The organism is Microvirga lenta (assembly GCF_020532555.1).
GTDB lineage: Bacteria > Pseudomonadota > Alphaproteobacteria > Rhizobiales > Beijerinckiaceae > Microvirga > Microvirga lenta.
This window is the reverse complement of the sequence record NZ_JAJBBR010000001.1, coordinates 70,836-93,237: the sequence shown is the minus strand read 5'-3', so window position 1 is coordinate 93,237 and position 22,402 is coordinate 70,836. Positions and strand designations below refer to the sequence as shown.

Genomic DNA, 22,402 nt, shown 5'->3' with positions numbered 1-22,402 from the left:
TCGACGATCTCTCGCTCTGGGAGTTCAATGCCGCCGTCACCGAATATGTGAAGGCGCACGACCCGAAGGGCGACAAGGCCCTGACCGCCTCCGAAGAAGACGCCCTCTGGAACTGGCTGAAAGAGTAGTAGCATGGCCACAGACGTGGAAAGGCTCGTCGTCTCGCTCGAGGCTTCTGTCAAGAAGTTCGAGAACGAGATGAAGCGCGCCCGTCAGACGACGGACCGCGCCATGCGTGGCGTCGAGAGGCGGACCGAGCAGGCGACGAACCGCATCACGCAGTCCTTCAGCCGTGCCGGTACGGCTGTGAAAACCGGCCTTGCGGGCATCTTCGCAGGACTGTCGGTGCAACAGGTCTCGGCCTATGCCGACAGCTTCGTGAAGGTCCAGAACTCGCTCAAGACGGCGGGGCTCGAAGGTGAGAACCTCCGCAAGACCTATCAGGCCATCTATGAGATCGCACAGCGCCAGGGCGCCCCGCTTGAGGCGATGGCGGCCCTGTATGGTCGCGTCAGCTCGGCGCAGGGTGAGCTCAACGCGACCAATGGGGAGTTGCTGCGCCTGACCGAACTCGTCGGCATGGCTCTCCGGGCGCAGGGCGGCGATGCCTCGCAAGCCTCTAGCGCGATCCTGCAGCTTTCTCAGGCCCTCGGCGCCGGCAAGGTGCAGTGGGAAGAGCTTGAGCCGCTGATGGACGCCGCGAGGCCCCTCCTTCAGGCTGCAGCCGCAGGCATGGTCGAGGCGGGCGGATCCGTCGCCAAGCTCACGGCGCTCGTGAAGGACGGCAAGGTTTCGTCGGAAGCCTTCTTCCGGGCTCTCTTGGCCGGAACGCCGGTCATCGAGAAGATGGCGAACGCGGCCGGCACCACCATGGCGCAGTCATCGAACCGGGCGGCGAGCGCCCTGACGAACCTCGCCGGGAAGATTGATGAGGCGCTTCAGGCCTCGAACAGTGCTTCAGGCGGGGTCAACAGCTTCGCAACCAGTATCGACGCGATCGCCAATGCTGTGCCGGGCGCCATGAGTGCCCTGAACGATCTCTATAGCCGGATGGCCGAGATCGGGAACTCGGACATCTTCAAGCGCATCAACGAATGGGCGGCGCGCAACGGCCTGCAGAACATGAGCGGCGTGACGCCGGTCAGTCGGTTCGACCAAGTCTTCGGGGCCAAGACGAACCCTGGTAGCATGGCGGGCTACAAGCCGGGAGCGGTAGCTCCAGTGGCAGCTGCGCCGGCCGTCAATCCCATCCGCAACTCGGATTATGCCGTTCCTGGTGATGAGAAGGGCGGCAAGTCGAGCCGGGAGCGCCTGCACGAACTCCAGCGCGAGACCCAGGCCATTCAGGCCCGCACCCGCGCCTTGGACGCCGAGCGGCTCACGGTTGGCCTGTCGGCAGGCGAGACCGCCAAGGCCGAGGCCGCCTTCCGCCTTCTGGAGGCCGCCAAAGAGGCCAATGTCGCGGTCACGCCGCAACTCAAGGCGCAGATCGACAGTCTCGCTTCTGCCTATGGCGATGCGACACAGAAGATTGAGGACGCCCGCGAGGCGCAGGAGGCAGTCGCCGATGCCGCTCAAGAAGTCGGCAGCATCCTCTCCAATGCCTTCCAGGATGCCATTCTGGAAGGGGAAAAGCTCGACCAGGTGCTCCAGAAGCTGCTCAAGTCCCTCGCGTCTCGTGCCTTCGACAACCTGTTCAGCAATCTCTTCGGCGGCACGGGGAGCGGTGGTGGTCTGCTCGATGGGCTCCTGAAGGCCTTCATCCCCGGCAAGGCGGGCGGCGGCATGGTCAACGCGATGCAGCCCTATGAGGTCGGCGAGAATGGCCGCGAGCTGTTCGTGCCGACGACGCCCGGTCGGATCGTCCCCCATGGGAAATACGGCGGCGGTGCCATGCAGGTCGTGATCAACAACAACGCCGGGGCGCAGGTCTCGACGCGCCAGGTGCCGGGACCGCAGGGGCCACGTCTTGAAGTGCAGATCGAGCAGATGCTCGGCGGCATGGTCGCCAGCGGCGGGCTCGACAAGGCGCTCAAGCAGCGGTTCGGCGTATCGCCCATAGGAGGCCGCTGATGGCTCGTCCCGTCTGGCCTGCAACCGTCCCGCATGAGCCTTCGTCCCGCTCCATCGTCGAGCCCTTCCGCAAGGGCCTCGAGAGCGAGATGCAGGCGGGCAACATCCGTTCGCGCCGCACGGCCACCGTCGTTCTTGGCGTGGTGGACCTCACCATCCGCATGACCACGGCCGAGTTCCAGACCTTCAAGGCGTTCGTTCGGGACACGCTTTCGCACGGCACGGCAGAGTTCGAATTGCCGGTCTCCGACCTGACCGGCTGCACGGTTCGGCGGGTCAGGCTGCGCAATGGCGGCCAGTATCAGCCCTCCCGCGCCGGGAGCCGCATCTTCGTCTCGTTCTCCCTCGATGTCTGGGATCTCTGATGCCGATCAGCGCAACTCAGGCATGGGCCGAGGCGGCGGCCACCGCGCCAAAGGACGAGGTGATGCTCATCACCCTGGAAGCCATTCATCCCGTCTTCATTGAGAATGGTCAGCCCTCACCCGTCCGGATCGTTCGCAATACGGTTGACTTCAACGCACGGCTTGAGGCTGAGGCCCCGGTCGGCGGCGGTCTCATCGTTCCGTTCCTGGCTGTGCCGTTTGAAATCGACTATCCCCGGATCGGCCAGCTTGGGGCGGAATGCACCCTGCGCATGGACAACGTGAACCGCGAGATGGGCCGCCATCTTGAGGCTGCGGTGAAGATGAACACCCCGATCACGGTCATCTTCCGCGGCTATCTGGCCTCGGACCCCGACACCGTAGGGCAGGGGCCGTATAAACTGATCCTCCGCTCGGTGAAGCGGCGCGGCTCGCTCCTCGAGGGCTCGCTCGCCATCGCCAAGCCCCAGAACCTCCGGGTGCTGCGGGAAGTCTTCGACATGCAGCGGTTCCCCGCGCTCTTGGCAGCATCATGACCGACCGTCTCGCCTTCCTGGAAGGGCTGATCGGCAAGCCGTATCAGATCGGTGCGCGTGGCCCGGCGGCCTATGATTGCTATGGCCTCGCACGTCACATTCAGAACGAACTGGCCGGCGTCTCCATGCCTGACATCGGCCCGGTCGAGCCGACCACCCGTGCCCAGGCCGAGGCCATGCTTTCGCATCCCGAGCGGCAGGCCTGGGAGGAAGTGCCGGAATCCGAGGCGCAGGATCTCGATCTCGTGCTGATGGGCAACGTCGCCAAGCGCGATTTCCACCTCGGTACCTTCGTCCGCATGACCACAACCGGCGCCGTGATCCACATCGACAAGGCTGCAGGCGTGGTCGTGGATGACATCCCGGCTCTCCGGGCCATCGGCTACAACCATCTTCGCGTGTTCCGCCGCAAAGCATAACCATGAAGCTTGCCGTCAAACATTCCCTTCTGGTCTTCGATCCGGAGCGCGACGACCCGCGCGTGCAGGAGAGCGGACTCGTGCTGCCGATTGCCGAGCATCGCACGAAGAAGCGCCGCCCAACCATCGAGCAGGTGCTAACCGAGGCGGGCTGGCGGTTTGACCTGCCGACCGTCTGCAAGGTCAACGGACAGTATTACGCGCGCTCGGAATGGGGCACGCACCGGCTCGCGGCCAACGATAACGTCGAGTTCCTGTCCCGCCCCCTCGGCGGCGCGGGCGGCGGCGGTTCCTCGGCCAAGAGCATCGGCGCGATTGTCGCCATGGTCGCCCTCACGGCGATTGCACCCTGGGCCATGGGGGCTATCGGCCTCACCGGCGTTGCCGCCTCGATCGGCTCCTCGCTGCTCATCGCAGGCGGCGCGATGGCGATCAGCCATTTCCTCAAGCCAAAGGCAGGCGGCAAGACCGACGCCAAGGAGGAGCTTTATTCCTTCGGGTTCGGCGGCAACCAGGCCCGCCCGCTGCAGCCCATCCCGGTCCTGTATGGCCGCACCCTGTCGTTCCCCGACTTCGCCGCGCCCCGCTACAGCGAGTACGACGGCGACAAGATGACGGAATACGCCCTGCTCGCGCTCACCTGCGGCAAGGCGGACATCGAAGAGATCCGGATCGCCGACACCCGCATCTGGACGAAGAGCGGGGGCTATAACCCGTCCTTCCCCGGCATCAAGATCCAGATCCGTGATCCCGGCCAGAAGGTGACGCTGTTCCCCGTCAACGTGGTTACGGCGTCCGAGGTCTCCGGGCTGGAGCTCACGACCACGAACACGGCGGGCTTCTCGGCCAATGCCGCCACGACGCTCGCTCGCGAGATCCTTGTCGATTTCGTGTTCCCGTCCGGCTCCTACCAGCTTTACAAGGAGAAGGTCTTCCCGACGCCGGTTCGCGTGATCGTGGAGGCCCGCACCATTGACGACGCCGGGGCACCGACGAGCGGATGGGGCGAGATCTTCGACAAGACGTACAATTTCGCCAAGCAGAGCCAAATCCGGGTCACGGAACGGATCGAGGTCAACCCCGCCCGCTACGAGATCCGGGCGCGGCGCACCTCGCCCCCGATCACCGGCCGCACGGACCTGTTCGGCGGCAAGGTGACGGGCGTCGACGACATCGTGTGGAGCGCCCTGCGCGCCCATATCGACGGGCCGAACAGCTTCCCCGGCGTGACCACCATTGCCGTGAAGGCCGAGGCGAACAGCGCTCTGCAGGGCGTGACCAACGGCCAGATCGGCGTCATTGCGACCCGCATCATCCCGACCTGGGACGGCACGCAATGGGTTGACGCCCCGTCCCGGTCAATTGCCTGGGCCGCGCTCGACATCTGGCGCAATGCCGATTATGGCGCGGGCCTGCCGCTGTCTCAGGTCGATTTCCAGTCGTTCTATGCCTACGACCAGCTATGGGCGAGTCTCGGGCATACCTTCGACCATGTGTTCAAGGAGCCGCAGACGCTCGATGACGCCATCGAGACGATCCTCAAGGCGGGCAGGGCGGTCCCGGCCCCCGTGGGCGACCGGCTGACCATCGTCCGGGACGAACCCCGCGGCCTGCCGCGCATGATGTTCACGGACTACGACATCGTGCGGGATAGCCTGGAGATCAGCTACGAGCTCGCCAACGACGATCTCGCGGACGGCATCATCGGGGAGTACATCGACAGCACGACCATGAGGCTGGCCGAGGTCTCGTCCGCGCCGGACGGGGTGACGCTTGCCAAGCCCTCGCGGGTGCAGCTCCCCGGCGTGACCAAGCGCAGCCAGGCGGCGGGCCTCGTCCGGTTCATGGCCGGGGAGAACGCCCTTCGCCGCGTCATGGTCTCGTGGACAGCACGGGCGGAAGGACGCCTGCTCAAGCGGGGCGATCTGGTCCTGCTCTCATGTGAGGAGCCGGAAACCTGGGGGCAGTCGGCCGAGGTCGTGGCCTATGACGACGCCACCCGGCAGCTTACCTTTGATCGTCCTCTTGAGTGGGACCCGAACGCTCTCAACCACTATGTCGAGATCCGGCGCCGGGACGGGCAGCCGTGGGGGCCGGTGCGCGTCACGCGCGGCACGTCCGACCGCATCGCTATTGTCGACGCCGCCGATATGGCGAGCGAGGCGACCCGGCAGGGGTATGTTGATCCTGGCACAGGAACGCTCGTTCCGTACACGCTGGCCGATGCCGTCGCCCGTTCCGATCTGGCCGACCTGCCGACTGCCGCTTTCTCGCCGGGGCAGCCGCGCACCTTCCGCGTGCTCATCACCGAGGGCATGCCCGACACGGACGGCGAGCACATCACCCTCTCGGGCGTTCTGGACGATCCGGCCGTCTATGACGTGACCGAGACCGGCGTCACGCCGCTGCCCGACATTCCGGATGTGTTCGCGCCGGCCATCCCGGTCATCACGAGTCTCGCCGCGCAGGTCTACCAGCGCGGTGTGCAGCTCGTCATGCAGGCGGGCTGGCAGCCAGCCAAGGGGGCTGTGACCTACCGGGCCGATGTGTCCTATGACGGTCAACAGACCTGGCTGCGCACCTATGAGGGGGAGGCCACCACTTTTGAGGCCATCGTGGGCAGCGCTCAGACGGTGTTCCTGCGGGTCGCGGGAGTGACGCCGAGCAACGTGATGGGCGTGTTCTCCATCGTGCAGATCAACCCGCCGCCGCTCGTGCTGTCGAACGACTTCTTCATCATGAAGATCCGGCCCGATGATCTGGTCTCTCAGATCAGCCGCAAGCTCGACACCCTCGATCTTCTACAGGTCAGCGCGGATCTTGCCACGGAGAGCCGGGTCATCGCCGAGGAAGCCGACGAGCGCGGGCGTGCCGCCATCACCCGGATCGAGACGGTCGAGGTTAATGTCGACAAGGCTTATGCGATCTTCGGGACGGAAGTACTTGCCGAGTTCGACAATGCAGGAGCGACCGTCTCGGATAACCTGGAAGCCTTGGCAACGGCCGATCAAGCCATTGCCCAGTCCACCAATCAGGTGAAGGCCCGCCTCGACAACGTCAACAACAGTGGGCAGAGCCTTGAGGCGACCGTCACGACGCAATCGACGGCCATCGCCAACGTGAAGACCGGCTTGCAGGCGTCCTATACGGTCAAACTGACGGCCGGCAATGAGTGGTCGGGCTTCCAGCTCGTGCAGACGGATGGCACGGCCGGCCCCGTTGCTTCCGAGTTCAAGATCGCGACCGACAAGTTCCTCGTCTACTCGCCCGGGTACTCTGCAGAGGCCGTTTTTGGCATCGGCACCCGCAACGGCGTGGCTCGCGTTGTCATGCGTGGCGACCTGATCGCGGACGGCTCCGTGAATGCCAACCAGATCAATGTTCTCAGCCTGTCTGCGATCACGGCCAATATCGGCACGATCACCTCGGGCGACCTCACCTTCGGCGGCGTGCAGATCCTCGGTTCCGCACAGCGCATCGAGATCTACGACGCAACCTGATGGCTAGACGTGTGGTGATGGGCAATATCGGCGGCGTGTACGATCTGCGTATCTCGCGCCCCGGCTATGACGCCATGACGGCGGATGTGAACAACGTTCGGCAAATCTCGTTCTCGGCGCAAAGGTCGGCAACCTCCCGTGTGGCCTCGGCCGGAGAGATTTCCTCCCTCGATACCTGGAAGAGCTTCGGTCACACCTTTGATGACCCGCCTCCGGTGCTTGCTCTCCTGAAGCGCGGGAGCTACGTCATCACGGACCTGTATCAGGAATACCCACGGCCTAATGGCTACCAGCGCGGTTCCGGTTTTACGGTCGTCGTTCAGTCGAACCGGCTTCTGGCGACACGCCCATCGGCCTACGGACTGACCTTGGGCAACGACAAGTTCATCTTCTATACCCTGGCGAGCGAGTGATGGCGCGGCGTGTCGTTCTCGGGAACCGGGGCGGGCAATATGGGCTCTGGGTGTCGAAGCCCGGGTTCGATGCCTTGACAGCAACCGAGGCTCAACTGCTGTTCGGGATGTCGAAGCGGTTCGGGATGGTTCTGGCATCAGGAACGATCGTGTGCCCCTCGGGTGGGGCGAGCACGACGGTCAGCTTCGGAGCCACGCAGCCGGCCGTGCCTCTGGTCTTCTGTGGGGATCTGGCCCGTCAGCCGTCCGCGTACCCTGTCGCTACGACCGCCTCGACGACGGGGTTCACCCTGCGCGCCCTTCAAATCTGGGATGGCTCTTATCCCGCAGGCGGCCGAACATTGCCGTGGTTTGCCGTGGCTAAAAATCAGGATCTCTAATGGCCCGCCGCATTATCCTGGGCCGGAACGGCGGACCCTATCAGTTCAAGGTGTCGGCTGCCGGTTACGATGCCGCTACGGCGCCACTCGATGGGCTCCTGTTCGATGCCGATAACGTGCCCGCGCGAGTGGCCGCGCAAGGTACATTCCGGGCCGAGCGCGGGAACTATCTCGGTGTTGAGACGGCGCGATCCCATGGCGTCTCAAGCCCCTCCATGTGTATCGCGATAGCCCGCCCATGGAACCCCGTCACCTCTTCCGTAGGTGATTGGTACGTGTGGTTTCGCTTGGCATCCGGAACAGCATCGGCGGGCAAGCTCGACCGTCCTTTGATGGATAAAAACTACTGCACCCCTTTCTATTGGTGGGCGGACCAAGGCAACGGAACGACCGAGTTCTGCGGATGGAAGTTCAGATGGACCAGCTCTCAGGTCATCTGTGAAAGCTTTACTTACGAGCAGCTTGACGTGCGCTGGGCTGCGCTGGAGTTCTGAATGATCGTTTCGACGGATGAGAATGGCCGATACCTCGGCCACATCGATAGCGGCTATCCTGCCAATCCTGACGTGCTGAAGCGGGTCGAAGAGGCGGAAACGGGCCGCGTGTTCGACATCCCGCCCTTCATGCCGGATTTCTGGTACTTTCCCGAGGGAGTGCCGACCGTGCGGCCCCGGCTGGATTACAGAGCCGAGGAGGTGATGGTGGATGGGGAGAAGGCTACCCGTCTGACGGGCATCCCTTCCGGGACCATGGTGGAGATTCGCGGCCCTGAAGAGGGATCGATTGAAGCCGACGACGAGCCTCTCGATCTCGTCCTGCGGACTGCGGGCGAGTATCGGGTCTCGTTCGAAGCGTTCCCCTTCCAGGCGGCGACGATCCTGATCACAGTCTCGGCAGGAGGCGCAAATGGCGCGGCTTGAGCTCGGCCCGACCCTCGATCAGTTACGCACCATGGCCGAGGAGGCAATTGATCGTCACTTCCAGCCGGTGCGGCTTCAGGCGGCGCTCTACACCCGCAAGGTGTTTGAGGCCCGCCGCCATCTGGGCGGCGAGCCGTCCGCCATGCTCAATCGCGAGGCGCAGCGCAAGCACATCAAGGCCGACGACATCGCCCGCCAGGTCGTGGCCCTCGCCGAAGCCGATGAGCAGGCCGAGGATGATCGCATTGCCCTAAAACTCAAGGTCCGCAAGGCTCTGACCCCTCAGAAGATCCGCAAGCTGCTGAGCCAGCACGGCATCAGCCTGACCTAGCCCATTCGACAATCCGAGACTGCCACAGCGGCCGAGCCTATCGGCCGGGAGCGAGCGCGCGCATGGAACCTATCGATTTCTTCTACAGCGACGGCACGATCACCGTCACGAACGGCTCGGACATCGCCACCGGCACCTTTACGTCTTGGGATCCGGGCGTGCTGCCTTATGATATCGTGTTCGTGAACGACGGTCAGAACGGGGCGAACGTCGTTGCGGCGGTCGTCTCTGCAACCCAGATCCGCCTCGCCAAGCCGTGGACCGGCCCCACGCTGGCGAATGTGCCGTACTTCATCCTTCGCTGGATCAAGCACACCGATCCGCGGATCTATGGGGTTCGGGTTTCAGATTATTTGACCCGTCTCCGGGCGCTCCCGGAGGATTTTGAAGCGGTCGGCCAGCAGGTTGCCGCTGACGCTGCCGCCGCGGCCGCCTCGCAGACTGCGGCAGCCACCTCGGCGCAGAATGCAGCGAATTGGGCCGAGGGTACGGGCGAGATCCAGCCGGGGAAGTTCAGCGCCAAAACCCATGCTGATACCGCTGGCCAACGTGCGCAGACGGCAACCAGCGCAGCCAACACCGCCACCACGAACCTCACGGCCTTCAAGAACCTCTGGTATGGATCGAGCGCGACCTTCCCGGCGACCCGTCCGGACGGATCGGCCCGCGTGGCTGGAGATACGTTCTTCAAGACGGGGACCGATGCTGGCCTGAAGGTCTGGAACGGCAGCGCCTGGGATGCGGCAGTCCTCAACATCAACACCAACGGCGCCGCAATGCTGACGGGCGCTACCTTTACGGGGAACGTCGAGGCGCCTGTTCTGATAGCGCCGGTGCTCACGTCGAAAGCGCCGGCTTCCGGCCAGACAGTCACCCGTAGAGTCTGGCGTGGCTCGGCCGCAGCCGACGAGCGCTGGGTCGAGATCCTTCAGGCCAACAACGATCTGACTATTGCCTCGCGCAATGATGACGGTTCCGTGCGCGCAAGCGGCTTGAATATCGGCCGGGATGGCGGCCTGACCACCGCCGGACGCAAGGTGTTCGATAGCGGAGACCCTATCGTCCGCGGCGATGCTGTACAGGCGCTCACGGAGGCACAGAAGGCGCAGGTGAGGGCGAACATCTCTGTCGCGTCTCGACAGGTTGCGAGGGTGGTTGTGACGAGCGGCTCGTCATCGGGCATCATTGTGCCGATCCCAGCCGATGTCGGGCACCTGCGGCTTCACGGGGTGTTCGTGGCCTCTGCCAATGACGGGCGGCTCCTGGCGCGGATCAGCCGCGACGGCGGCACCACCTACGATGCGGCAGGAGCGTACACGCGCGGTTGGCTCTACCGGGACGGCACGACGATTACTGGCAATAATGCCACGCCCGCCGACTGGCTCCCGCTGACGATGGTCTCCTCTTTCTCAAGCATGTCGATGGTGTTCGATGCCGTGCTCTCACCTGGATCCGTCGGCGCGGCGGCCCGTCTGAACGTCGTCACGAACGGGCATAGTTCAGCGTTTGGCGCCAACAACATGATCGAGACGGTCTATGCCGCCAGCGCCGGGCGCGTCACGCATCTCCACATCTTCCCCGCATCTCCGTCGCAGCTCGCGGTCGGAACATCCATTGTCGTCGAGGGCTACTGAATGGCTATGGAAACACGCCTTTTATGGGTCGCTCAGGAAGACGGCAGCGTGGTCGAGCAGGAGGTGACAGCCGACTTCGGGCCGCTGCCTCTGGCGTCCGAAATCGCCTCCCCTGTTCCGGCCATATCCGACCGGCAGTTCTTTCACGGTCTCGCCAAGTGGGAGATCATCCCCATGGACGAGGCGAGGGCGGCGGTTCGGACCGGCAACATCCCGGCAGCCCTTCTTGCCATCATCGACGATCCGGCGTTCCGGTCGATGCTGCCCAAGGGGACAGACATCGAAGACGTGTACCTAATTGTTGAGGGAGCGGTGGAGTACCGCCGCGACAACTTCATCTCCGAGCTCGTGGCAGGCTTCCTTGGCTGGACCGCCGAGGAGACGGATGAGTTTTGGCGCTTCTGCGCTGGGCTGTAGCAGGATGCCGACAGCTAGGCTCCAAAACTGAGCCTGAAAGCGCCCTGGCCGAGGTGTCGGAAGATGGGAAACGGCCAGGGCGTCTGCGGCCTATGGGAGAACGACCACATCTGGCGAACTAGTTGGTCCATGCTCCTGATCAAGACCGCGTGAACGAAAACGCCCTGATCGATGGAGGTCAACCATTCCTCGATCAGGGCGCGTGCCGGTTTTTGAGGAAACCCAGCGGCCGCAGCCTAGGCGCTTAGGCTGACCAGTCAACACCGTCTCCCGGCAGCATTTCCATATCCACATCACGAGGACGTTATGACCATCAACCGCGCCGCTTTCTATGCGGCTGTGCGGTCGTCGGTAGTTGGCTGAGGGTGCTACTCCGTCTGCGCAATAGGGTGAGGATCATTGCCCCGGTATAGGTCAGGTAACGTTCAAGGTTAGCCCCTGGGAACGTCCAAACTCAGCGCTCTCCCGCGCGCCCCGTCCCCCGGCGGGGTTTTTCTTTGAACTGAACGCAAAACCCCAACCGAAGAGGACAGTCTTCGGCTGGGGCTTCGGCGATGTATGAGCACACCGCTTCGGACAGATACGCAACGCGTCCGGTTCAGATCATCCAATACTGCCAAGGTTAATATTCCGTCGCCGCTCCATCCTGGGGGCGGATTTTTCACGTCACGAGGACATCATGGCCGCTGGCAACTTCGAGCGGGCGCTTCCGCTCGTTCTGAAACATGAGGGGGCTACTACTTGGCCCTCGTTCTGCCTTTCACGATATCGGCGGCCTGCATCTCGGAGATATCAAAGAGTAACGCCAACTCTCGGTAGGTGCAGTCATACCGGGCATGAACCCGCCTGATGGCAGCAACGAGTTGATCACTGTAGCGGGAGAGGTTGCAGTTCTCGCCGTGCTGCTTGATCAGCCCTGTCTCTCGGGCGTGGCGATTGTTGTGTGTGTAGTCGCCCCATTCAAGGTTCTCTGCCCGGTTGTCGCGCTTGTCGCCGTTCTTGTGGTTCACGACGGTGGCTCCATCGGGTCGAGAGAGAAAAGTCTCTGCCACGAGGCGATGCACAAGGGCGCGCTTCCCTCTGTCCAAGGTAACGGTCAAATACCCGCTCGCCCCTCGTGCTTCAGACAAAACACGTCCTTTGAATAAGGCTATTCTGCCGTCGCTGTAAGTAACGGTCCTGTCGAGGCTTCGCACTCTTCCATTATTCGACACCTCGTATCGACCTTCGTGCCTAGCAACGGGCTTCCAAATCTCCGACATATCCAAGTCTCCGCTTCGTGCTACAACATAGGGCAGCATGATGGCCGCGCCAAACTTCGATAATCTTCTAAGTTTAGTTCTCGTTCATGAGGGCGGTTTTTCCAGCCACCCCGCAGATCCTGGCGGGGCCACCATGAATGGTGTCACGCAGCGGGTCTACACTGCCTGGCGCAAGGCGCAGGGCAAGCCGGATCAGTCGGTGCGCTTCATCTCCAATGCCGATCTGAGGGCGATCTACCAGCAGAACTATTGGGATGTCGTGCGGGGTGACGAACTCCCCTCCGGTCTCGACTACCTGACCTTTGACGGCGGGGTGAACTCGGGCCCGCCTCGCGGGGCACGGTGGCTCCAGGGGGCGCTTGGCGTCAAGCCGGACGGCATCGTCGGCATCGCTACCCTCCAAGCTGCCAAGACGGCGCGGGACAAGGTCGCCGTGGCACGTAAAGCCTGCGAGCTACGGCGCTCCTTCCTGCGCGGGCTCAAGACCTTCTCAACCTTCGGCAAGGGCTGGATGAGGCGCGTGGCCGAGGTAGAAGCCCATTCGGTCGCTCTGGCCCTTGCCGCCGCGGGCCTGTCCGGCGCTCAGGCCGCCGAGAAGCTAAAGGATTACAGCGCCCAGAACGACGCTAAGGCCAAGACAGAGGCCGCGAAGGCAGGCGGGGCAGGGGCGGGCGCTGCCGGCACCGGCACGGCCACCGCTCAGCCTGACCTCTCCGGGCTCGATCCCACTGGCCTGATCGTACTCGGCCTCGTGGCCGTGATCCTCGCCGTCACTGCCTTCGTCCTCTGGCGCAACTCTCGAGCAGAGCGGGAGGTCGCCCGCGCCTATGTCGCCAAGGCGCACGAGCTCGCCGCTTCCTGACCCTTCCTCATAGGAGACACGCATGAACCCGCTCTTCATTCCAATCATCGGTTCGATCGCCGACAAGGTTCTGGATCGGCTGATCGCCTCGCCGCAGACCACGGTCACGGCAGCCGAGGCGCCAGCTGTGCGGCAGGAGGTGGCGAAGGCGGTCGTTCCAGTGATCGAGCACCTGACCAACAACGAGCCCTGGTATCGTTCGAACGTCACCTGGGGCGCGATCTTCGCCATCATGGGCGGCATTGCCACGATCGGCACCCACATCGTCGTGGGGACGCCGTTCTCGTGGGAGCAGTACGGCACACCGGCGCTTGCGATCTGGGGCGGCGTGCAGGCGCTGTATGGCCGATGGAAGGCCCGCAAGCCTCTCGGAGCGTCGTGATGGGAGGAGCCGCTACCCTCCAAGACACTGCCTTGACCCTTGGAGGCCTCCTCTTCATCGGAGGCTTCGTCATTTCGGTGTTCAAGATCCGCGACTGGCTTGATCAGAGGATGAAGGCTGAAGCTGAGGCCGCATGCCGAGAGGCAAGGGAAGCGCTGGCCTCGGCCCACGCGGCACATGAAAAGGTGGCTCTCCTGCAGGCGGCTTTGACGGCCTATCGGGAGACGCAGGCCGAACGGCTTGTCTCAAGAGAGGTGCTGCGCGAGGTGGAGGACCGACTCACAGGAGCAATTGACCGGCTCGGGGATCGATTCGATGGTCTTCTACGTGAGGTCATTAAGCAGCGGAAGGAATAAGCGCTGCGCTCGTGATTTAGATTACGCTGGAACCACGATGCTTCGCCACATTGGAAAAGCTCAAAACTGGCTGCAAAAATGAAAACTCGTCTTGCGCCTTTGCACTATAATAGCCCAGATTGGGGCGCGATCGATCCTCTCGTTGAGGTTTCGTCGCTGAACGCATTGGCACGAGGTTACCTAGGAATGCGCTGCTACTTTCATCTGGTGAGCAGCGATGAACAGATCTTGGATGATACTGGTATTGAAGTCTCGGATGTTGAGGTGGCGCAACAACAAGCGCTCAAGGCAATATATGAGCTACGGGGAGAAAGCGATCACTCCCCTGAAGATTGGCAGGGGTGGCAGCTGATGGTGGTGGACTCCCAGGGCAACCTCATCTTATCGCTGCCCCTGGACGTACCTCTACAGTAAGGGAGCTACAGACGGACCAACTGTGATTGATCATCGCTGCGGCGCTGTCCTATGGAACGAGATTTCAGCCGCGCCAGCATCACACGCACGTGGTCCAGAATGAGTCTTGCTTCGGCTTCCTCTAGCCCGGGCGGAGAGCCGTCACGCTTATCGTCTGACTTGCGGTTGCTCATATCGCAGTCCTCTTCGACTCGAACTCAACCATAGCTGTCGCAATGTTAGAGCGCAACGACCTGAAGTCTTGAGACGATGGCCCTGAGTGGTAGCCCTTTAGGAGCAGTGGTTGACTCTCCCCGCATCATGTTCTCAATATGTTCTCATTCTAGGAGAGCATTGCATGAGTCGTCGCGCCAACAAGCCCCTTCCGGTTGAGCTTTTTCGCAAAGTCGAAGGCCCGGAGATCCTGAAGAAGCTCGGCGAGGCGAGGCAGACGCTATGCCAGTCCCGGATCCCGTATGGAACGCCCGACAAGCTCGTTGCAAACGACATCATCAGCCGGATCGATGACATGGCCGAGATGATCACCGGGGATCGGACGCATTTCCATATCAAGATGCACAGCTAGCACGAAGGAGCGATTTTCTCACGCGCCAGCGAGAATAAGCATCGCCCCCAGTGCGAGAAAGAGCAGTATAGCGGCAGGATAAACGGCGAACACAAACGCATTATCTACGAAAGGACGAACATCTTCGCCTTTGCGGGGGCGTGCTAGAAGAAACATCACAACGCCAATGCAGATCGCTACAGCGCCAACTGTTTCGTTCATTATTTAACCCTCCCTGATATGACCTTTGGAAGGGTGCATGCCAATACGAGGGTTCGATATAGGGGGCGCAGGGATTCGGTTCGCAAGCGTACCGAATTTCATGCATTATACGCCTCAAGGCGAAGGAGATGTTCTTCAAGTCCTTCAGAAAGAGTACGGGCCAGCTGATCCCGATAGATGCCTGTCAAAAAGCAGCGTCTGGCAGGCTTGCCTTGACAGTTGACATCGCTCCTCTGACGAGTTGCTCGCATTACCCAAGGGGTCGGGTGCCGACTTGTTCTCGAAAATGGACTGCTGAGCGCCACTGCGGCGGCTCGTCAATTGTTCGCGCTTAGGCCGAACGCGGCAGCAATGGGAAGGCCGCGCCTGGTCCTTGAGATAGACCTAGACGCGGCCCCGGCCCGTTTCTGCCCCACGGACGGAACCGAGTTAGAAACCAACCTTGACAGCAATGCGGCAGGGGCCGGCAAAAGATTTCTTGGTGAAGTAGGAACAAGTCAGAAGAAGGTGCGTTATTGCACTCTCCAGTCCATTTCTGCCCCTTATTATGGCTGGGACCTAGAGCGCTCCCACGCGGGGGCGCTTTTTCTTTATGAGCCGATGGTTGCCGCTGGCCTTTAAAGGGTTGTTGCCGGATTAGGCCTTGCGGGCTCAAGCCTCTAGGATCTTCTCCATGTAGCCCCGGAGCTTTTCGGCCGCCGCCTGCCCGCCGATGGCGATGATGCCGTGCCCCTTCCGCTTACCTTCTTGATCGATAGACCCGTTGAAGAAAGCGTCCCGTTCGGCCTTCGACATGGCGAGAACGGTGCCGGCTTCACATTCGTGCTGCCATTCGTCAGACCAGGTGCTGATGTGCTGGCCGGTGATCTCAGAGATGACGTTGGTGTCTTGGCAGCGGCCTACTCCAGCGGCTTCATCGACAAGAAGTTGATACCGCGCAGCTTGTCACATGTAGTGAGTACACCCTCTGAGAACTTCAGGCCGATTTGGACTTGTGTCGTCGTCATCAGAGGTGCAGGCGTTTGAGCCTCAGGCCAATGACCCTGACGAAGCAAACTCTTCGTTTCTTCGATCATCAAATGGAACATGTCCCGAAAACGGGACAGCCGAAGGGCATGCTTTGATGCCACGACACCTTGGCCAGGTGCAGCAAAGAAGCGGCCGCCAATCTCGATGAATGTGTTTACACCGTTTTTTCTCATGTTGAAGATGTCTTCATCCGAGAGGACGTGTGCAAGTCCATTAATCCCCTTGATTTCCACGCTCTCCATGTCTTGCGGATTGGTTCTAAGGAGGATCCGCAGGTACTCTTGCAAAGCGAAGGAATTCTTGTGAGGTTTCACGGTCAGAAACACGACGTGATCAGCACTCAAATATGCGAAAAGAAGAGGCCCAGTCCTCTTTACAGCGTCTTGCGTCCCGAACTCGTCGCTGAGGTGGAAATGTATGATCTGCCAATCATTGAAGAGCATGTCTGCGCGAGGATCCGCCTGACGGGTCCGTGCGCTATTGCTCAGCCAAGGACGAACATCTTCACCAACTCGCAACTTTCTTTCTAGTGTTGTGATGGTGGGGTGAGTTGCCCGGAAGCTTTCCGCCTCGGTCGAAACGATCACGCGTCGCGGGCGCATCGGAACGGTGCGGGCCTGGAAGTGCAGCCAATCGAGTTCAGCGTCAGCAAGTTTCGTGGTCGTGGGTAGGGGGCCGAAGTCAGCCTCAATAAGCGCCCGTAGATCGTACTGGGTAAAATCTAAGATCTGATTCGTCATGAACATGAGGTTTCTCGGAGGCAGATCGCGCCTGGAGAGCAAGACCAATTTTTGTAGGATGGGAAAGGATGTGAAAGAAAGGGCGATCCGAAGACCGCCCTCCTATTTCTTAGGCAGCGCGCCCGTAGCGCTTCATGGCGACCTCGCGGCTGCCGATGTGCTTGCGCTCCTTGACCACTTCGTTGACGCGACCCGGGTTAACCCCGTAGTCGGCAGCGATCAGGTGCTGATATTCCCCGTTCCAGTAGCGGGGCCACACCTCGACGGCTTCTTCGAAGGTGAGGTAGGCCTTGTGGGGGCGGGTATTGTCGTTCGCCATTAGGAGAGTCTCCAAAAAGTGACCCTCAGGCGAGTTGACAGAGTACGCAAAATGCGTACGTTCACGGGTACAAGCTATACCACTCCTCCATCAATTGGTCCCTGTCCGAGGGTCTGTGGGTGGATACGGAAGCCGGGTGGTCAGACCCGGCTTTTCCGTAAGCGCCGATCGATTCGGCGCCACCGAACATAATCATGAATCATTTCTTAAGAGTCAACAGCTTGGCTGTAAGCTGTGCGGCTTCGCTCATCCTCCAGCTCCTTAGCCCCTTGGGAGAGGGAAAGGGGCGGGGCTTCCGGCACCTTGATCCCGGCCGCCTTGGCCTGCCGCACTATGTCGGCAGTGCCACGCCCGCCAGGGAAGGCGATCACCACGTGAGGCTTGCCCACGTTCAGCATCGGTTGACTGCGGATCGAAGCCATTCTCGCTCGTCCAATCGAAGACGACGCTACCGGATCCAGATGCCCCGCCCGGGATGATAGTTGCTGCAGTGTTCCGATACATGCCCAGGATCGCATTGACCGCTGACCTATCGCGAAAGCCCCGACCGCCACAGACAAGCCCCCTCATGCCACCCTCCGAGCCATGAGAGGGGCGGTCGCTACGGCAATGAAACGGCAACGATACGCCGTGAACAAAACGAGACTTTTGCCGATTGTCGTTTTCACAAACACTTGCGCTCCAAGGCTTTCACGTTGAAGCAAGGCGCTCATAACGGTCTGGTTGCAGGTTCGAGTCCTGCCGGGCCCACCAATCTTTTCAATGGCTTATGAGTTGCGCTGAGCGGACTTTATCACAGCTGCGCTCAAGGGCTGTCCCTGACCCGCAGGCGACCTTCAGCCGGATTGCCCCGTCCGGAGGGCATAGGGTGCCTGCGACAAGATTATGCTGGACCGATCAGTCCGTAACCCAAATACCACTCCGGTGCCGTGGAGCCGAAGTTCCTTTGGCCGTCGGAACATGAAGGTCCGACCCCAAGCGGAAGCAGCGATCAGGCGTAAGCGACCCAGCCGCGGAACGCGAAGCCCATGTAGAAAAGGCTGATCCCATCGAACCCGGCATCCCGCAGGAGTTGCTCGTCGTCCTCGGGCGCAAGGATCGGCAAGCAGGCGCTGATCCCAGCTTGCGCATTCTTCGCCATGGAAGGCTCGATGCCGGAAGCGATCGCGAAGGCGGCATATCGCGTGAGCCAGAGGTCGCGTTCGTGAGCCCCCTGCGGGAAGCTGAAGTGGGCGACCACGAAGGGCGCGCCGGGTCTCAAGCGCCGCCGCACCTCCTTGAGCGTTCGCAGGCGCTCCTCGCGCTCTATGAAGTGCAGGGTCAGAATGCAGGTCCCGGCATCGAACGGGCCTTCCGGCGCGCCGCCGATGAGCCCTTGGTGCAATTGCGCACGCCCCGCGAGGTTGCCGAGGGTCACCCGCGCCAGGTCCAGCATCGCAGCGGACGGATCTATCCCAACGAATGACCAGCAAGGCTGAACTTCGGCGAACGCCTTGATTTCGAGGCCGCCTCCAGCGCCGAGGACGAGCACCTGCGCATCATCCGGGGCACGTTCTGCGAGGAGAATCATGGCCATTCGTTGCATATCGGCAAAGCCGGGCACCATCCGTGGCGGCCCTTCGGCATAGCGTGCAACTGCCTGGGGATCAGAGAACGCATCATGATACATGAGTCCGATCCTCGAATTCGCATTGATTGGCCCGCTGGGTCTTGCGGGCATGAAAGTCCGCGCTGAGCGCGGCCAGCGTGACCTTTCCGAACCGTTCGAGTAGCAAGGTTTCCGCCTTGTCGAAGGCATCGTCCATCGCCGCATTCACCGACTGCTCCACAAGACAGCCCGGCGCTTCCGTTCTGTTCCCGATGGCGAAGATGTCGGGCGAGCCAATCGCTTCGTAGATGTCGCGGAGCGTCACCGTCGAAAGATCACGGGCGATCCTCCAGCCGCCGCCATGCCCTTTCTCGGAGCGCACGAAACCCTTCTGGCGCAGTCCGGCCATGATGCGCCGAATGACGACAGGGTTGGTCCGCATCGCCTTGGCGAGGTGCTCCGATGTGACGGGATCCTTCTCCTCGGCCATGTGGAGGAGGACGTGCAGGATGCCGGAGAGGCGGCTATCGCGTTTCATGTAACTATTGATGTTGCATGATATGCGGAGTGTCAACCCAGCAGGGCCGTGTGCCGCTCGCTCTGGAGAGGAGCTCCGGACGTTCACGAAGGGCAGGCGATCATCGCTGCCTGCCCCGGGAGACGTTCAGGTGCTCCACTTCCGGCTCGTGTGGGTTCCGACCCTGAAGCTTCAGTGAGGGGTGGCTCTCACGCCGCCTTCCAGGCCTGCTGTGCCGTCAACTTCTCGGCTTGCTCGTCTGCCCGCTTTGCGGCAGGGCGATTGGCATGTCGCTCGCTATACGCCTGGAACACAGGACGCTTCTCGATCAGGCCCGTCATCATGCCCCATTGCAGGTGGCTCGCGAGGAAGACATCGGCGGCCGTGAAGCGGTCGCCCGCCACATAGGTGCGTCGCTCGAGCCAGGCGGAGAGCGTGTCGAGTACGCGGGCATAGGAGCCGTAGCCGAAGCTCATTTCCTGATCGGGCGACGGATTCCAGCCGGACGCGTGGTTGGAGGCGGCAGGCTCCAGGCAAGCGGCGGTGAAGAAGAGCCAACGGTAGTAATCCCCACGATGTTTTGGCTCCGGCGCGAGGCCCGCCTCGGGGAAGGCGTCGGCCAGATAGGCGCAGATGGCGGCGGCCTCCGTCACGACGGTCCCGCCGTGCCGGATCGCCGGCACCTTGCCCATGGGATTGACGGCGAGGTACTCCGGCGCCTTCATCGTGGTGGTGAAATCCAGCACCTCGAGGGTGTAGGGACGGCCGATCTCCTCCAGCATCCAGTGCACGATGTTCCCGCGCGATTGCGGATTGGTATAGAAGACGAGGTCTGCGGCCTTGGTGTCCTGGCTCATGGGGGTGTCTCCCTGGTGTGGTGTGAACGGGAGACGTGATAGCGCACGCCACTGTCAGATTCTGACAGCAGCGTTTGCCGCCATTCCTTCATGAGCTGCCGGCGCGGCCGGGGCATGCGCGCGGGCAGGATCTCCGCCGCCTCGATCCGGTCGGCGCGGAAATGCCGGAAGCCCTCACGCAACTCGCACCAGGCCACCAGCACGCGGGTCGATTCGAAGAAGCCGAGCGACACGGGCCAGACGATCCGCTCGGAGCGCGCGCCTTTCTCGTCGGTGTAGGTGAGGGCGAGCGTTCGTCCCTCGTTCAGAGCGCGCCGCAGAAGCGCGAGATCGACCACCTGCGGCCGATCCCAGCCGTCACCCACGACCATGGCGTCGTCCTCCATGCGCTCGCGCAGATCGGCGGGAAGAACCGCCGCGATTTTGGCCATAGCGTTGCGGGCCGCCTGTCCCATCTCCTCGTCGGTGCGCCGCCCGACCCATTGGAGGCCGAGCGCCAGCGCCTCGATCTCCTGGGGGGAGAACATCAGGGGAGGGAGCAGGAAACCGGGTTTCAGCACATAGCCGAGCCCCGGCTCACCCTCGATCTGCGCGCCCATGGCCTGGAGCGTGGCGATGTCCCGGTAGAGCGTGCGCAGCGAAATCCCCGCCTCCCGCGCCAGCACCGCTCCGCTCACCGGGCGGCGGTGACGGCGGAGAATCTGCAAGAGATCGAAGAGGCGTTCGGCGCGTGACATGCACCGACCTTAGCACGGGATGCTGACGGATTATGACAGCAGGATCGAGATACGCCGTAGGTGAATGGAGCGTGGGAGATTGTTGCGGAAATGGCATGAAGGCGTCTGCGCACTGCCGAATGCCATCCATCAGCCTGTTGCGCCCCTTCTGCCTCATGCTGCCGGGCACCCGATATGATCTGAGATCGATCGATCCTCGAAATGCTGGACAGCAACATCCGCTTCGTGTTGGCGACCGGCTGGGAGCAATGGGCGCTGCAGGAGACCTGCACGCTGCACGTGCCCGCGGACCTACATCGCCTCGCCCTGCCCATTTGAGCGAAGCCACCTCACCGGACTGGCCCTTGGGCGGAACGACCGCTCACGGTACGGGCGGACATTTCTGAAATTTGCGCTTTTGTGCCGAATTCGGTCGTTCACGCGAACAGGTGCGCTAATTTGGTTCGTACCGTCGCCCCTGTCTTGGATCGGAAGGAAGATGATGTCCCAGTCTCACTTTGCGCCTCCTGGCCCCCTCGGCTTCGGTGGGGCCCCGCTCGGCAACATGTTCGATGAGGTGTCTGAGGAAGCGGCGGAAGCCGCACTCGTCGCCGCCTGGGACACGGGAGTGCGCCACTTCGACACCGCGCCGCATTACGGCAGCGGCCTGTCCGAGCACCGCTTCGGCAATGTGCTGCGCCGCTATCCTCGCGAGGAGTTCGTCCTGTCGACGAAGGTCGGCCGGATCATGCATCCCGATCCCCGTGCGCCGGAGAACCCGCCCTTCGTCAAGGGACTGCCGTTCCGGGGCGAATACGATTACACCTATGACGGGACGATGCGCTCGGTCGAGGACAGCTATCAGCGTCTCGGCCTTGCGCAGATCGACATAGTCTACATTCACGATCTTGCCGCCGACCACCATGGCAGCGCGTGGGAGGAGTTGTTCGAGGTGGCGATGAACGGCGCTGCCAAGGCCCTCATTCGCCTCCGCGACGAGGGCGTCATCAAGGGATGGGGCATGGGGGTCAATCTGACCGAACCGTGCGAACGGGCCCTCGAGATGTCGGACCCTGACGTGTTCCTTCTAGCTGGACGCTACAGTCTCCTCAACCAGCCGGCCCTGGACCGTCTTTTTCCGATGTGTGCGGAGCGCAGCGTGCACGTGGTTGTCGGCGGGCCCTATAACTCCGGTCTGCTCGCGGGAGGGCGGAACTTCGAATACCGGGAGGCGCCGGCCGAGATGGTCCGGAAGCGCGATCGGCTGGCGGAGGTCTGTGCCCGCCATGGCGTCGATCTGCGGTCGGCCGCGCTTCGGTTCTGCGCTGCGCATCCTGTGGTCGCCGCCATCATCCCCGGCGCCAAGCATGCGGATAAGGTGCGCGAGAATGCCCGGCTGATGGCCGCGCAGATACCACATGCTCTCTGGGAGGAGTTGAAGCGGGAAGAACTGATCCCCGCCGACGTTCCGACCCCGTCGGATGAACCGCTCTCCGACCGGCCCGCAGGCGTTGCCCAGCCCAACCGGCACTGAAAGTTCAAAGACTTTAGTCCTCCGGGCCAAGAGAAAGGCCGGCCGGAAGATTGCTCCCGGCCGGCCTGACCT

Annotated in this window: 27 protein-coding genes; 17 read left to right on the top strand and 10 right to left on the bottom strand. The window is 62.3% G+C overall.

From position 1 onward, the window contains the following. The first annotated feature begins 132 nt into the window (after nt 1-132). The 11 genes from LGR44_RS00475 to LGR44_RS00425 all read left to right on the top strand — a co-directional run bounded on the left by LGR44_RS00475 (nt 133) and on the right by LGR44_RS00425 (nt 10,988). Nucleotides 133-2,073, top strand: a complete 1,941-nt coding sequence (locus tag LGR44_RS00475) for a tape measure protein (RefSeq protein WP_226736070.1) — start codon at nt 133-135, stop codon at nt 2,071-2,073. Further along, nucleotides 2,073-2,438 (top strand): hypothetical protein, encoded by a 366-nt coding sequence (locus LGR44_RS00470; protein ID WP_226736068.1) that lies wholly within the window; start codon nt 2,073-2,075, stop codon nt 2,436-2,438. The genes LGR44_RS00475 and LGR44_RS00470 overlap by 1 nt, the downstream gene beginning before the upstream one ends. After that, the gene (locus LGR44_RS00465; protein ID WP_226736066.1) at nt 2,438-2,974 is read left to right on the top strand and encodes a DUF1833 family protein; all 537 of its coding nucleotides are present in this window, start codon (nt 2,438-2,440) and stop codon (nt 2,972-2,974) included. The genes LGR44_RS00470 and LGR44_RS00465 overlap by 1 nt, the downstream gene beginning before the upstream one ends. Next, on the top strand, nt 2,971-3,393 hold the full coding sequence (locus tag LGR44_RS00460; protein ID WP_226736064.1) for an NlpC/P60 family protein: 423 nt from the start codon (nt 2,971-2,973) through the stop codon (nt 3,391-3,393). Before LGR44_RS00465 ends, LGR44_RS00460 begins: the two co-directional genes overlap by 4 nt. 2 nt (nt 3,394-3,395) lie before the next feature. Continuing rightward, a complete protein-coding gene (locus LGR44_RS00455; RefSeq protein WP_226736061.1) occupies nt 3,396-6,893 on the top strand; it encodes a host specificity factor TipJ family phage tail protein in 3,498 nt (1,165 codons plus the stop codon). Further along, nucleotides 6,893-7,306: a hypothetical protein gene (locus tag LGR44_RS00450; RefSeq protein ID WP_226736059.1), complete on the top strand. Its 414-nt coding sequence runs from the start codon at nt 6,893-6,895 to the stop codon at nt 7,304-7,306. Before LGR44_RS00455 ends, LGR44_RS00450 begins: the two co-directional genes overlap by 1 nt. Nucleotides 7,307-7,685: 379 nt before the next feature. Next, nucleotides 7,686-8,180 (top strand): hypothetical protein, encoded by a 495-nt coding sequence (locus tag LGR44_RS00445; protein ID WP_226736057.1) that lies wholly within the window; start codon nt 7,686-7,688, stop codon nt 8,178-8,180. Next, a complete protein-coding gene (locus LGR44_RS00440) occupies nt 8,181-8,606 on the top strand; it encodes a hypothetical protein (RefSeq protein WP_226736055.1) in 426 nt (141 codons plus the stop codon). Continuing rightward, entirely contained in the window at nt 8,593-8,937 is a 345-nt protein-coding gene (locus tag LGR44_RS00435; RefSeq protein ID WP_226736053.1) for a hypothetical protein, read from the top strand. The genes LGR44_RS00440 and LGR44_RS00435 overlap by 14 nt, the downstream gene beginning before the upstream one ends. 62 nt (nt 8,938-8,999) lie before the next feature. Next, the gene (locus LGR44_RS00430; RefSeq protein ID WP_226736051.1) at nt 9,000-10,571 is read left to right on the top strand and encodes a hypothetical protein; all 1,572 of its coding nucleotides are present in this window, start codon (nt 9,000-9,002) and stop codon (nt 10,569-10,571) included. Nucleotides 10,572-10,619: 48 nt separating this feature from the next. Next, entirely contained in the window at nt 10,620-10,988 is a 369-nt protein-coding gene (locus tag LGR44_RS00425; protein ID WP_226736049.1) for a hypothetical protein, read from the top strand. A gap of 737 nt (nt 10,989-11,725) precedes the next feature. Here LGR44_RS00425 and LGR44_RS00420 read toward each other — a convergent pair. After that, nucleotides 11,726-12,250: an NUMOD4 domain-containing protein gene (locus tag LGR44_RS00420; RefSeq protein ID WP_226736047.1), complete on the bottom strand. Its 525-nt coding sequence runs from the start codon at nt 12,248-12,250 to the stop codon at nt 11,726-11,728. Between the two features lie 37 nt (nt 12,251-12,287). Here LGR44_RS00420 and LGR44_RS00415 point away from each other — a divergent pair, with 37 nt between their 5' ends. The 5 genes from LGR44_RS00415 (at nt 12,288) to LGR44_RS00395 (ending at nt 14,829) form a co-directional block, all read left to right on the top strand. Further along, the gene (locus LGR44_RS00415) at nt 12,288-13,112 is read left to right on the top strand and encodes a glycoside hydrolase family 108 protein (protein WP_319004789.1); all 825 of its coding nucleotides are present in this window, start codon (nt 12,288-12,290) and stop codon (nt 13,110-13,112) included. A 22-nt stretch (nt 13,113-13,134) separates the two neighbouring features. Continuing rightward, the gene (locus tag LGR44_RS00410) at nt 13,135-13,494 is read left to right on the top strand and encodes a hypothetical protein (protein WP_226736043.1); all 360 of its coding nucleotides are present in this window, start codon (nt 13,135-13,137) and stop codon (nt 13,492-13,494) included. Nucleotides 13,495-13,526: 32 nt separating this feature from the next. After that, on the top strand, nt 13,527-13,850 hold the full coding sequence (locus LGR44_RS00405) for a hypothetical protein (RefSeq protein ID WP_226736041.1): 324 nt from the start codon (nt 13,527-13,529) through the stop codon (nt 13,848-13,850). 78 nt (nt 13,851-13,928) lie between these two features. Continuing rightward, complete coding sequence (locus LGR44_RS00400) at nt 13,929-14,264, top strand: DUF6894 family protein (RefSeq protein WP_226736039.1); 336 nt, start codon at nt 13,929-13,931, stop codon at nt 14,262-14,264. Nucleotides 14,265-14,601: 337 nt separating this feature from the next. Next, nucleotides 14,602-14,829, top strand: coding sequence for a hypothetical protein (locus LGR44_RS00395; protein ID WP_226736036.1), 228 nt, complete (start codon nt 14,602-14,604; stop codon nt 14,827-14,829). Nucleotides 14,830-14,847: 18 nt separating this feature from the next. Here the strand turns inward: LGR44_RS00395 and LGR44_RS00390 are convergent, their stop codons facing one another. The 9 genes from LGR44_RS00390 to LGR44_RS00350 form a co-directional block, all read right to left on the bottom strand. Then, nucleotides 14,848-15,030 carry a hypothetical protein gene (locus tag LGR44_RS00390; RefSeq protein WP_226736034.1) on the bottom strand — a complete coding sequence of 61 codons (183 nt, stop codon included), beginning with the start codon at nt 15,028-15,030 and terminating at the stop codon, nt 14,848-14,850. Between the two features lie 651 nt (nt 15,031-15,681). Further along, entirely contained in the window at nt 15,682-15,882 is a 201-nt protein-coding gene (locus LGR44_RS00385) for a DUF7696 family protein (RefSeq protein WP_449870996.1), read from the bottom strand. Nucleotides 15,883-15,929: 47 nt separating this feature from the next. Next, the gene (locus LGR44_RS00380) at nt 15,930-16,805 is read right to left on the bottom strand and encodes a hypothetical protein (protein WP_226736030.1); all 876 of its coding nucleotides are present in this window, start codon (nt 16,803-16,805) and stop codon (nt 15,930-15,932) included. Between the two features lie 103 nt (nt 16,806-16,908). Beyond that, complete coding sequence (locus LGR44_RS00375) at nt 16,909-17,118, bottom strand: hypothetical protein (protein WP_226736028.1); 210 nt, start codon at nt 17,116-17,118, stop codon at nt 16,909-16,911. Between the two features lie 206 nt (nt 17,119-17,324). Further along, nucleotides 17,325-17,540 carry a hypothetical protein gene (locus LGR44_RS00370; RefSeq protein WP_226736027.1) on the bottom strand — a complete coding sequence of 72 codons (216 nt, stop codon included), beginning with the start codon at nt 17,538-17,540 and terminating at the stop codon, nt 17,325-17,327. A 569-nt stretch (nt 17,541-18,109) separates the two neighbouring features. Beyond that, the gene (locus LGR44_RS00365; RefSeq protein WP_226736025.1) at nt 18,110-18,787 is read right to left on the bottom strand and encodes a class I SAM-dependent methyltransferase; all 678 of its coding nucleotides are present in this window, start codon (nt 18,785-18,787) and stop codon (nt 18,110-18,112) included. After that, complete coding sequence (locus LGR44_RS00360) at nt 18,777-19,244, bottom strand: Rrf2 family transcriptional regulator (RefSeq protein WP_226736023.1); 468 nt, start codon at nt 19,242-19,244, stop codon at nt 18,777-18,779. Before LGR44_RS00360 ends, LGR44_RS00365 begins: the two co-directional genes overlap by 11 nt. A gap of 188 nt (nt 19,245-19,432) precedes the next feature. Further along, the gene (locus LGR44_RS00355) at nt 19,433-20,080 is read right to left on the bottom strand and encodes a glutathione S-transferase family protein (protein ID WP_226736021.1); all 648 of its coding nucleotides are present in this window, start codon (nt 20,078-20,080) and stop codon (nt 19,433-19,435) included. Then, complete coding sequence (locus tag LGR44_RS00350; protein ID WP_226736019.1) at nt 20,077-20,817, bottom strand: helix-turn-helix transcriptional regulator; 741 nt, start codon at nt 20,815-20,817, stop codon at nt 20,077-20,079. The genes LGR44_RS00355 and LGR44_RS00350 overlap by 4 nt, the downstream gene beginning before the upstream one ends. A gap of 481 nt (nt 20,818-21,298) precedes the next feature. Between LGR44_RS00350 and LGR44_RS00345 the strand changes: the two genes are divergently transcribed. After that, a complete protein-coding gene (locus tag LGR44_RS00345; RefSeq protein WP_226736018.1) occupies nt 21,299-22,330 on the top strand; it encodes an aldo/keto reductase in 1,032 nt (343 codons plus the stop codon). The last annotated feature ends 72 nt before the right edge of the window (nt 22,331-22,402 follow it).

Bases quoted from the DNA above. Each gene is read 5' to 3' on its own strand.
- LGR44_RS00475 (WP_226736070.1), top strand. From the start codon at position 133: ATGGCCACAGACGTGGAAAGGCTCGTCGTCTCGCTCGAGGCTTCTGTC.
- LGR44_RS00470 (WP_226736068.1), top strand. From the start codon at position 2,073: ATGGCTCGTCCCGTCTGGCCTGCAACCGTCCCGCATGAGCCTTCGTCC.
- LGR44_RS00465 (WP_226736066.1), top strand. From the start codon at position 2,438: ATGCCGATCAGCGCAACTCAGGCATGGGCCGAGGCGGCGGCCACCGCG.
- LGR44_RS00460 (WP_226736064.1), top strand. From the start codon at position 2,971: ATGACCGACCGTCTCGCCTTCCTGGAAGGGCTGATCGGCAAGCCGTAT.
- LGR44_RS00455 (WP_226736061.1), top strand. From the start codon at position 3,396: ATGAAGCTTGCCGTCAAACATTCCCTTCTGGTCTTCGATCCGGAGCGC.
- LGR44_RS00450 (WP_226736059.1), top strand. From the start codon at position 6,893: ATGGCTAGACGTGTGGTGATGGGCAATATCGGCGGCGTGTACGATCTG.
- LGR44_RS00445 (WP_226736057.1), top strand. From the start codon at position 7,686: ATGGCCCGCCGCATTATCCTGGGCCGGAACGGCGGACCCTATCAGTTC.
- LGR44_RS00440 (WP_226736055.1), top strand. From the start codon at position 8,181: ATGATCGTTTCGACGGATGAGAATGGCCGATACCTCGGCCACATCGAT.
- LGR44_RS00435 (WP_226736053.1), top strand. From the start codon at position 8,593: ATGGCGCGGCTTGAGCTCGGCCCGACCCTCGATCAGTTACGCACCATG.
- LGR44_RS00430 (WP_226736051.1), top strand. From the start codon at position 9,000: ATGGAACCTATCGATTTCTTCTACAGCGACGGCACGATCACCGTCACG.
- LGR44_RS00420 (WP_226736047.1), bottom strand. From the start codon at position 12,250: ATGTCGGAGATTTGGAAGCCCGTTGCTAGGCACGAAGGTCGATACGAG.
- LGR44_RS00415 (WP_319004789.1), top strand. From the start codon at position 12,288: ATGATGGCCGCGCCAAACTTCGATAATCTTCTAAGTTTAGTTCTCGTT.
- LGR44_RS00410 (WP_226736043.1), top strand. From the start codon at position 13,135: ATGAACCCGCTCTTCATTCCAATCATCGGTTCGATCGCCGACAAGGTT.
- LGR44_RS00400 (WP_226736039.1), top strand. From the start codon at position 13,929: ATGAAAACTCGTCTTGCGCCTTTGCACTATAATAGCCCAGATTGGGGC.
- LGR44_RS00395 (WP_226736036.1), top strand. From the start codon at position 14,602: ATGAGTCGTCGCGCCAACAAGCCCCTTCCGGTTGAGCTTTTTCGCAAA.
- LGR44_RS00390 (WP_226736034.1), bottom strand. From the start codon at position 15,030: ATGAACGAAACAGTTGGCGCTGTAGCGATCTGCATTGGCGTTGTGATG.
- LGR44_RS00380 (WP_226736030.1), bottom strand. From the start codon at position 16,805: ATGTTCATGACGAATCAGATCTTAGATTTTACCCAGTACGATCTACGG.
- LGR44_RS00375 (WP_226736028.1), bottom strand. From the start codon at position 17,118: ATGGCGAACGACAATACCCGCCCCCACAAGGCCTACCTCACCTTCGAA.
- LGR44_RS00370 (WP_226736027.1), bottom strand. From the start codon at position 17,540: ATGGCTTCGATCCGCAGTCAACCGATGCTGAACGTGGGCAAGCCTCAC.
- LGR44_RS00365 (WP_226736025.1), bottom strand. From the start codon at position 18,787: ATGTATCATGATGCGTTCTCTGATCCCCAGGCAGTTGCACGCTATGCC.
- LGR44_RS00360 (WP_226736023.1), bottom strand. From the start codon at position 19,244: ATGAAACGCGATAGCCGCCTCTCCGGCATCCTGCACGTCCTCCTCCAC.
- LGR44_RS00355 (WP_226736021.1), bottom strand. From the start codon at position 20,080: ATGAGCCAGGACACCAAGGCCGCAGACCTCGTCTTCTATACCAATCCG.
- LGR44_RS00350 (WP_226736019.1), bottom strand. From the start codon at position 20,817: ATGTCACGCGCCGAACGCCTCTTCGATCTCTTGCAGATTCTCCGCCGT.
- LGR44_RS00345 (WP_226736018.1), top strand. From the start codon at position 21,299: ATGTCCCAGTCTCACTTTGCGCCTCCTGGCCCCCTCGGCTTCGGTGGG.